The 6,492-nt window shown below is 60.0% G+C and carries 6 protein-coding genes; 3 read left to right on the top strand and 3 right to left on the bottom strand.

The window, feature by feature from the left end:
- Both F0169_RS22480 and F0169_RS22475 read left to right on the top strand, forming a co-directional pair.
- Positions 1–1,199 (top strand): pyridoxal-phosphate dependent enzyme (locus tag F0169_RS22480; protein ID WP_152747653.1); only part of this gene is annotated, 1,199 nt, incomplete at its 5' end.
- On the top strand, positions 1,196–2,362 hold the full coding sequence (locus F0169_RS22475) for a cystathionine gamma-synthase (RefSeq protein ID WP_122250567.1): 1,167 nt from the start codon (positions 1,196–1,198) through the stop codon (positions 2,360–2,362). The genes F0169_RS22480 and F0169_RS22475, both read left to right, overlap by 4 nt.
- Before the next feature lie 69 nt (positions 2,363–2,431).
- On the opposite strand, the gene F0169_RS22470 is transcribed toward F0169_RS22475, so the two are convergent.
- Positions 2,432–4,630, bottom strand: coding sequence for an OsmC domain/YcaO domain-containing protein (locus F0169_RS22470; RefSeq protein WP_152747652.1), 2,199 nt, complete (start codon positions 4,628–4,630; stop codon positions 2,432–2,434).
- A gap of 228 nt (positions 4,631–4,858) precedes the next feature.
- Between F0169_RS22470 and F0169_RS22465 the strand changes: the two genes are divergently transcribed.
- Complete coding sequence (locus F0169_RS22465) at positions 4,859–5,419, top strand: cysteine hydrolase family protein (protein ID WP_152747651.1); 561 nt, start codon at positions 4,859–4,861, stop codon at positions 5,417–5,419.
- Here F0169_RS22465 and F0169_RS22460 read toward each other — a convergent pair.
- Both F0169_RS22460 and F0169_RS22455 read right to left on the bottom strand, forming a co-directional pair.
- Entirely contained in the window at positions 5,416–5,877 is a 462-nt protein-coding gene (locus F0169_RS22460; RefSeq protein ID WP_152747650.1) for an NUDIX hydrolase, read from the bottom strand. The two genes, F0169_RS22465 and F0169_RS22460, sit on opposite strands and share 4 nt — an antisense overlap.
- A 29-nt stretch (positions 5,878–5,906) precedes the next feature.
- Complete coding sequence (locus F0169_RS22455; RefSeq protein WP_152747649.1) at positions 5,907–6,350, bottom strand: HIT family protein; 444 nt, start codon at positions 6,348–6,350, stop codon at positions 5,907–5,909.
- Between the last annotated feature and the right edge of the window lie 142 nt (positions 6,351–6,492).

Genomic DNA, 6,492 nt, shown 5'->3' with positions numbered 1-6,492 from the left:
GCCGCCTGCGCCCCGGCGGCACCATCATCGAAGCCACCGCCGGCAATACCGGCCTGGGCCTGGCGCTGGTTGGCCGGGCCAAAGGCTACCGCGTGGTGCTGGTGGTGCCCGACAAAATGTCCACCGAAAAGGTGCTGCACCTCAAGGCCATGGGCGCCGAAGTGCACATCACCCGCTCCGACGTCGGCAAGGGCCACCCCGAGTATTACCAGGACGTGGCGGCGCGGCTGGCCAAGGATATTCCAGGCTCGTTTTTCGCCGACCAATTCAACAACCCGGCCAACCCGCTGGCGCATGAAACCAGCACCGCGCCGGAAATATGGGCGCAAACCCAGCATGACCTGGACGCGATAGTGGTGGGCGTCGGTTCTGCGGGCACGCTCACCGGCCTGACGCGCTTTTTCAAGCAGGTACAGCCGGCGTTGGCCATGGTATTGGCCGACCCGGTGGGTTCGGTGATGGCTGAATACAGCCGCAGCGGCAAAATTGGAACGCCGGGCTCGTGGGCCGTGGAAGGTATCGGCGAGGACTTTATCCCCTCGATTGCCGACCTCTCCAGCGTGCGCCACGCCTATTCCATCAGCGATGAAGAAAGCTTCGACCACGCCCGCCAACTGCTCAAGGCCGAAGGCATTCTGGGTGGCTCGTCCACCGGCACCCTGCTCGCCGCCGCCCTGCGCTATTGCCGCGAGCAAACCGAGCCGAAACGCGTGGTCACCTTCGTCTGCGACACCGGCACACGCTACCTGTCAAAGGTTTACAACGACCAGTGGATGAACGACGCGGGCCTGCTGCACTACAAGCATTACGGCGACCTGCGCGACTTGATCGCCCGCCGCTTCGAAGACGGCCGCGTGATCAGCGTGAGCCCCGATGACACCTTGCTCATGGCCTTCCAGCGCATGCGCCTGGCCGATGTTTCGCAACTGCCGGTGTTGGTGGATGGCCAGACACTAGTCGGCGTGATCGACGAATCCGACATTTTGCTGGGGTTACACACCGACGCCGAACACTTTTCCATGACCGTCGCGAGTGCCATGACCGACACCGTGCACACCCTGGCCCCCAGCGCCAGCCTCGGCCAATTGCAGGCAGAACTGGATCGCGGCCTGGTCGCGATCATCGCCGACGCGTCGGGCTTTCATGGCCTGATCACGCGTGTCGACCTGCTCAACCACCTACGGAGATCCCTTGCATGAGTCAGCCCGATAAAAGTGCGTTTGCCACCCGCGTGATTCACGCCGGGCAGTCACCCGACCCGACCACGGGCGCCTTGATGCCGCCGATCTACGCCAACTCCACCTACCTGCAAGAAAGCCCCGGCGTGCACAAGGGCTTCGACTATGGCCGCTCGCATAACCCAACGCGTTTTGCCCTGGAGCGCTGCGTCGCCGACCTTGAAGGTGGCAGCCAGGCGTTTGCCTTCGCCTCCGGGTTGGCGGCGATTTCCACGGTGCTGGAATTGCTCGACGCCGGCGCGCACATCGTCTCCGGCAACGACCTGTACGGCGGCACCTTCCGCCTGTTCGACAAGGTGCGCCAACGCAGTGCCGGGCACCGTTTCAGCTTTGTCGACCTCAGCGACGTGTCGGCGTTTGAAGCGTCATTGCAGGCCGATACGCGCATGGTCTGGGTCGAAACCCCGAGCAACCCGCTGCTGAGCTTGACCGACCTCAGCGCCATTGCACGCATCTGCCGCGACCGAGGCATCATTTGCGTGGCCGACAACACTTTCGCCAGCCCATGGATTCAGCGCCCGCTGGAACTTGGCTTCGACATCGTGGTGCACTCCACCACCAAATACCTCAATGGCCATTCCGATGTGATCGGCGGCATCGCCATCGTCGGCCACAACCCGGAATTGGCCGAGCGGCTGGGCTTTCTGCAAAACTCGGTGGGTGCCATCGCCGGCCCGTTCGATGCTTTCCTGACCCTGCGCGGCGTGAAAACCCTGGCGCTGCGCATGGAGCGCCATTGCAGCAATGCGCTGGATTTGGCCACCTGGCTGGAACAACAGCCGCAAGTGTCGCGCGTTTACTACCCTGGCTTGGCATCGCACCCTCAGCACGAACTCGCACGTCGGCAGATGCATGGGTTCGGCGGGATGATTTCGGTGGATTTGAACAGCGACCTCGCGGGCGCTACGCGCTTTTTGGAAAACGTGAAGGTTTTTGCCCTTGCCGAAAGCCTTGGCGGTGTAGAAAGCCTGATCGAACACCCGGCGATCATGACCCATGCGAGCATCCCGGCGGCGACCCGCGCGCAGTTAGGCATTGGCGATGGATTGGTGCGGTTGTCGGTGGGGGTTGAAGATGTGGAAGACCTGAGGGCCGATCTGGCCCAGGCGCTGGCGAAGATTTAACCTACCTTCGCTGAGGCTACTGTGGCGAGCGGGCTTTAGGTAGCAAGCCCGCTTGCCACACCAAGCCTGTCAGCCAGTCTTCACATTGGCACGTGCCGCGTGCAGCTTTTTATAACTCTCGATCAAGCGCAAATGCCGGTCCAACCCTTCCAGCTGGGTGCTGGTCGGCGTCAGCCCGTAAAACCGCACGCTGCCGTTGACCGAACCAATCACCGCATTCATGCGCTCATCACCAAACATCCGGCGGAAGTTGGCCTCGTAATCGGCCAAATCCAGGTCCTCGTCCAACTGCATCTCCAACACCGCGTTCACCGCTTGGTAAAACAGGCCGCGCTCGGCGGTGTTGTCGTTGTACTGCAGGAACATTTCCACACATTCCTTGGCTTCTTCGTACTGCTGCAACGCGAGGTAGATGAGTAGCTTCAACTCCAGGATGGTCAGTTGACCCCACGCGGTGTTGTCGTCGAACTCGATGCCGATCAAGGTGGTGATGTCGGTGTAGTCGTCCAGCTCGCTTTCTACCAAGCGCTCAGCCAAGGCTTTAAGGTCGTCGTCGCTGAGGCTGTGCAGGTTGAGAATGTCGGCGCGGAAGAACAAGGCCTTGTTGGTGTTATCCCAGATCAGGTCGTCCACCGGATAGATTTCCGAATAATCCGGCACCAGAATTCGGCAGGCGGTTGCGCCGAGGTGTTCGTACACCGCCATGTAGGACTCTTTGCCCATGCCTTCGAGAATACCAAACAGCGTCGCGGCTTCTTGGGCGTTGGAGTCTTCACCCTCGCCGGAGAAGTCCCACTCGACGAATTCGTACTCCGACTGGGCGCTGAAGAAGCGCCACGACACCACGCCGCTGGAATCGATAAAGTGTTCGACAAAGTTATTCGGCTCCGTCACCGCGTGGCCTTCAAAGGTCGGTTGCGGCAAATCGTTCAAGCCTTCAAAGCTGCGGCCCTGCAGCAGCTCAGTCAGGCTGCGTTCCAGCGCGACTTCCAGGCTTGGGTGCGCGCCGAACGAGGCAAATACGCCGCCGGTGCGCGGGTTCATCAAGGTCACGCACATCACCGGGAATTCACCCCCCAACGACGCATCCTTGACCAGCACCGGGAACCCTTGGGCTTCCAGGCCTTGAATGCCGGCCAGAATGCCCGGGTACTTGGCCAGCACCTCGGCGGGAACGTCCGGCAGCGCAAATTCGCCTTCGATGATCTCGCGTTTAACCGCCCGCTCGAAAATCTCCGACAGGCACTGCACTTGCGCTTCGGCCAGGGTGTTACCGGCGCTCATGCCGTTGCTGAGGTAAAGGTTTTCGATCAGGTTTGAAGGAAAGTACACCACCTCGCCGTCGGACTGGCGCACAAACGGCAGCGACACAATGCCACGCGCTTCATTGCCGGAGTTGGTGTCGTACAGGTGCGAGCCACGCAGCTCGCCGTCGCGGTTGTAGATTTTCAGGCAATAGGCGTCGAGGATTTCCGTCGGCAGCGCATCGTTGCGGCCCGGCTGAAACCAGCGCTCATCCGGGTAGTGCACGAAGGGAGCATTGGCCAGTTCTTCACCCCAGAACTGATCGTTGTAGAAGAAGTTGCAGTTAAGCCGCTCGATAAACTCGCCCAAGGCCGACGCCAGCGCGCCTTCCTTGGTCGCGCCCTTGCCGTTGGTAAAACACATCGGCGAGTGCGCATCACGAATATGCAGCGACCACACGTTGGGCACGATATTGCGCCACGAGGCGATTTCAATCTTCATGCCCAAGCCGGCGAGGATGCCGGACATGTTGGCGATGGTCTGCTCCAGCGGCAGGTCCTTGCCCGCAATGTAGGTGCCCGCCTCAGTGCTGGCGCTTGGCATCAACAACGCCTGGGCATCGGCATCGAGGTTGTCGACTTGCTCAATCACAAACTCAGGCCCGGCCTGCACCACTTTTTTCACGGTGCAACGGTCGATGGAACGCAGGATGCCTTGGCGGTCCTTGTCGGAAATATCCGCCGGCAACTCGACCTGAATCTTGAAGATCTGGTTGTAACGGTTTTCCGGGTCGACAATATTGTTCTGCGACAGGCGAATATTCTCGGTGGGAATATCGCGCGTCGCGCAGTACAACTTCACAAAGTACGCCGCGCACAACGCCGACGAAGCCAGGAAGTAATCGAATGGCCCCGGTGCCGAACCATCGCCCTTGTAGCGAATCGGTTGGTCGGCAATTACCGTGAAGTCATCGAACTTGGCTTCAAGCCGAAGGTTGTCGAGAAAGTTGACCTTAATTTCCATGCGGGCACACCAGAATAACGAGCTAAACAAAAATGGCCGTCATTATGAGGTTTTTCAGCGGGAAGTTTCAGGGTTTTCCAGAGGAACCGCCGACCGGTGCCGCTGTTGACAGGCGTAACCCGGCCACTGCCAGGCTTAACAGGCTTCAATCGAGTCGCTCTCGCATCCAAGGTGAAATGCTCGCGCGCCACTGCTATGTTTGCGGCTTCGTCAGCAAAGGGAGGCGCTATGCAGCCGCTGGATACGAACGCAGCATTGGTGATCATCGACATGCAACAGGGCATGCACCACCGAAAACTCGGGCGACGCAACAACCCCAACGCGGAGTCGCAGATACAGGCTCTTTTGAGCGCGTGGCGGCACGCCAAGCGCCCGGTTATCCATGTGCGGCATATGTCGCGCTCGCCCGATTCGGTGTTCTGGCCTGGCCAACCTGGCTGCGAGTTTCAGACGCAGTTACAGCCCCTGAAACACGAGCATGTGCTGGAAAAAAACGTTCCGGACGCATTCACGGCCACGGGCCTGGAGCGTTGGCTGCACGCGCGCTCGATCAAGCAGTTGGTGATCGTTGGGGTGATCACCAACAACTCGGTTGAGGCCACGGCGCGCTCAGGCGGCAACCTCGGTTTTGATGTAATAGTGGCGGCGGATGCTTGTTATACGTTTGATCAAACCGATCTGTCGGGGCGTGTCTGGCCGGCGGAGGATGTGCACGCCCTGTCGCTGAGTAACCTGGCGATGGACTACGCCAGAGTGATTGATACAGCCCACATCCTGGCCGGTAGCTAAGCCGCGGGTTCAAACACGTTCGCGCTCACCAGCATGTCGACCAGCGCTTGCGGCCATACCGTTGCGTTAGTCGAACGCAGCGCCTGAGCAGACCACCAGTGATGATCGGCCATCACTTGAACCTCTTGCTCCGTCCATTCGGCTCGGGACAGCGTCTGGTTTTGCACATGAACAACAAAGTACTGCTCAACCGCCAACACCGTTTCACCGCTGGGCAGCATCAGCGAAACCCTGCGATCCGCGACAGGCGCTTGAACGGCGCTGAGCACTATGCCGGTTTCTTCGCGCAGTTCACGCAGGGCCGCAGCCTGGAAGGTTTCACCCTCTTCAAGGCCACCACCGGGCGTGGCCCAGTAATCGTCGCCGGCCAGCGCGCCGGTTGTGTGCACGAACCTGAACAACAGCACTTCGCCTGCGGGGTTTATGACCAGTAATCGTGCAGCCTTTCGCTCGCGCATGGCGCTAATCCTTGCTTGAAGTGGGCGGCTTATCCGTCGAGCGCAACGCTCAACAGCTGGGCGATCTTAGTGCGCAGGTCGCCGTGCTGTTGTTCAGTGTAAGGCGTTGCGATTTTCCAGTCGTAAAACCACGCTGGCATCTTGCGTTTGTCATCCGGCTCGCAGGCGTAGCGCGGGAAGATATGGCAGTGCAACTCCGGTTCCGAATTGCCCAGAATCTCGTAGTTCATGCGCAGCGCGCCGGTGGCTTGCAGCACCGCATCGCCGATGCGCGCCATGTCGAGCAGGTAAAGGCTACGTGCAGCGGTATCCAGGTCGTTCAGGCTTGCGACCACCGGGTCGGGCAGTAGCAAGCAGTAACCGGGCAAAAACTGCACGTCTCCCATCACCGCCCAGCCTGAGGCCATGCGGCAGATAACCTTATCGTTGGCACCTTCGCGGGCCAGCGCCACGCGTTCTGTTATCAACGCCATATCGTGTCCTTGATTAAGGTAAGGGTCGTGGCTAAAGTTTTCAAAGCCGACCCTATTTCCCCAGCACAATACAGTCAACTGTGGGAGCGGGCTTGCTCGCGATGGCGGTGTGTCAGTTGAAAACTACTGATCAGACACACCG

This window comes from Pseudomonas kitaguniensis, from assembly GCF_009296165.1.
GTDB lineage: Bacteria > Pseudomonadota > Gammaproteobacteria > Pseudomonadales > Pseudomonadaceae > Aquipseudomonas > Aquipseudomonas kitaguniensis.
Note: the sequence above shows the minus strand (reverse complement) of the source record. Positions and strands in the feature narration are given on the sequence as shown.

Bases quoted from the DNA above. Each gene is read 5' to 3' on its own strand.
- F0169_RS22460 (WP_152747650.1), bottom strand. From the start codon at position 5,877: ATGCGCGAGCGAAAGGCTGCACGATTACTGGTCATAAACCCCGCAGGC.
- F0169_RS22455 (WP_152747649.1), bottom strand. From the start codon at position 6,350: ATGGCGTTGATAACAGAACGCGTGGCGCTGGCCCGCGAAGGTGCCAAC.
- F0169_RS22465 (WP_152747651.1), top strand. From the start codon at position 4,859: ATGCAGCCGCTGGATACGAACGCAGCATTGGTGATCATCGACATGCAA.
- F0169_RS22470 (WP_152747652.1), bottom strand. From the start codon at position 4,630: ATGGAAATTAAGGTCAACTTTCTCGACAACCTTCGGCTTGAAGCCAAG.
- F0169_RS22475 (WP_122250567.1), top strand. From the start codon at position 1,196: ATGAGTCAGCCCGATAAAAGTGCGTTTGCCACCCGCGTGATTCACGCC.